At 65.5% G+C, this 2,233-nt stretch carries 1 protein-coding gene and 2 pseudogenes; 2 read left to right on the forward strand and 1 reads right to left on the reverse strand.

Going from position 1 to position 2,233, the window contains the following annotated elements; all coding sequences use genetic code 11:
- Together EOA60_RS29605 and EOA60_RS29610 are read left to right on the forward strand one after the other, a co-directional pair.
- A pseudogene (locus tag EOA60_RS29605) lies at positions 1 to 270 on the forward strand (FAD-dependent oxidoreductase); the annotation flags it as partial.
- A 105-nt stretch (positions 271 to 375) separates the two neighbouring features.
- Positions 376 to 732: a cupin domain-containing protein gene (locus EOA60_RS29610; protein ID WP_067326033.1), complete on the forward strand. Its 357-nt coding sequence runs from the start codon at positions 376 to 378 to the stop codon at positions 730 to 732.
- 34 nt (positions 733 to 766) lie between these two features.
- Here EOA60_RS29610 and EOA60_RS29615 read toward each other — a convergent pair.
- Positions 767 to 2,232, reverse strand: a pseudogene (locus tag EOA60_RS29615) (MFS transporter).
- Between the last annotated feature and the right edge of the window lies 1 nt (position 2,233).

The following is a 2,233-nucleotide window of genomic DNA, read 5'->3' on the forward strand; positions in this document are numbered from 1 at the left end:
GGCTGGGCCGGCGGTTATGTCGGGCTGGGCGTGTCGAGCTCAAACCTTTCGGGGCGCACGCTTGCCGATCTGATCCTCGGCAATGACACGGATCTTACGCGACTGCCCTGGGTCAACCGCAAGGTCAGACCCTGGGAGCCGGAACCGTTCCGCTGGCTCGGCGTCCACTCGATGTACCAGCTCTACCGCATCGCCGACCAACGCGAGGCCGCCGGGCTCAATTACACTTCGAAATTGGCCGCCCTGGCCGACAGCATCACAGGCCACTGAGACGGTTCGGCGTTCGCCGAACCGCTCTAACTCTTTGTTTTCGCGCAATTCCGGACGGAAAACCATTGCACTTTCCTGGAATTGCTTTTGACACTGGAGCCTATCTTGATCGACCTTTCGACCTTCCGCGACCTCGCCACGGCCGATATCGGCGCCTTTTCACCGAAGCCGACCTCGATCGAAGGCGATCAGGTCGAAGCGGTGCGCTCGTTCTTCCAATCGCCGGACGGGACCGTCGATATCGGCATCTGGGAATGCACGCCCGGCCGCTTCACCGCCGACCGCTCGGGTTCATCCGAGATCTGCCACATCATCTCCGGTCGCGTGGAAGTGAGCCGCGCCGACGGCGAGATGCGTGAGCTGGGGCCTGGCGATCTGCTCGTCCTGCCGAAGGGCTGGAAGGGCGAGTGGCTTATTCATGAGACGACGCGCAAGCTCTATATGATCCACAGCGCTGGCTGATCGGAACTAGATATTCCGGGCCAAAAGACGCGGGTTAGTGATCGATCGGCCCCTTGGGCGAGACAAGGGCCGTGCCGGCGGTGGTCGGGCGTTCGATCATGCGGCGCACACGCGGCGGGTTCTCGCCGCTGTGCAGCGCGCGGATGCGCTCGCCGACAACGGCGTCGGCATGGGTGGCACGCCGGTTGTGGCGGATATACTCGACCCAGGTCGGCGTGTGGTAGTGTTCGATCCAGATGCCCGGATTTTCGAGATCGCGGGCGAGCGTCCAGTTGCGGGCGCCGTCGCGGCGGCGGAGCGGCCACGCTCGGCCATGGTTGCGAGGAATTCCGGCACGTCCTCCTCGCGAATGATGTATTCGATCATGATGGCGATCGGGCCGCTGCGCGGCTTCAAATCGAGCGCCAGCATCGGCTCCTTGAACCGGTTGAGCGGATCGAGGTTGAGAGCGGTGTGCTGCGGCAGCGGCAGGATCAGGCCGATGCCGCCACCGACGAGCATGGTGACAGCGGCAACCATCAATGCAGTCTCCGCGCCATGGGCGTCGGCGACGACGCCCCAGATCCAGCTGCCCAGCGCAATGCCGCCGAAGGTTGCTGTCTGGTAGATCGACAGCACGCGCCCGACCACCCAGCGCGGCGTCGACATCTGCACCGTAACGTTGAAATGCGAGAGCGCGATCACCCAGCAGGCACCGCCGATGAGCAGGCCCGCCGACGTCTGCCAGGCATTGTCGCTGACGGCGGCGTTGAAGGCGCAAAGCGCGAAACCGGCGAAGGCGGCGCGCACCATCGTTTCGCTGGAGAGCAATTGTCTGAGCCTCACGCTGATCAGCGCACCGCCGACCGCGCCGATACCGAAGGCGCCAAGCATGATGCCGTAGGTCAGCGCGTCGCCCTTGACGACATCGCGCGCCACCAGGGGCAGCAGCGCCAGCACCGCGCCGGCGCTGAAGCCGAAGGCGAAGCCTCTCGCCAGCACCTTGCCGATGTTCGGCGACATGGCGACATAGCGCAGGCCGGCTCCCATCGCGGCGCCGAGCGATTCCCGCGGCAGGGTCGGCGCGGGCACTTCCGGCTTCCAGCGGAAAAGCACGACGATCAGGCCGATATAGCTGATGGCGTTGGCGGCGAAGGCCGCCGCCGCCCCCGCGGCGGCGACGATGATGCCGCCGATCGCCGGGCCGACGCTGCGCGTGATGTTGAAGCCCATCGAGTTGAGCGCGATCGCCGCCGGCACCTTGGCGCGCGGCACCATGTCGCCAACCGACGCCTGCCATGACGGGCTGTTCAGCGCCGTGCCGCTGTCGATCAGGAAGGTGAAGGCAAGCAGCGTCCACGGCGTCATCCAGCCGAACCAGGTGAATACGGTGAGCAGTGCCGAGACCACCAGCATGAAACTCTGCGCCACCAGCATGACCTTGCGGCGGTTGAAGCTGTCGGCAATGGCGCCGGCAACAAGCGCGAAAAGCATGATCGGCAAGGGGGGCGAGGCCTGCACC

The sequence above is a fragment of the Mesorhizobium sp. M1A.F.Ca.IN.020.06.1.1 genome (assembly GCF_004023265.1).
Lineage (GTDB): Bacteria > Pseudomonadota > Alphaproteobacteria > Rhizobiales > Rhizobiaceae > Mesorhizobium.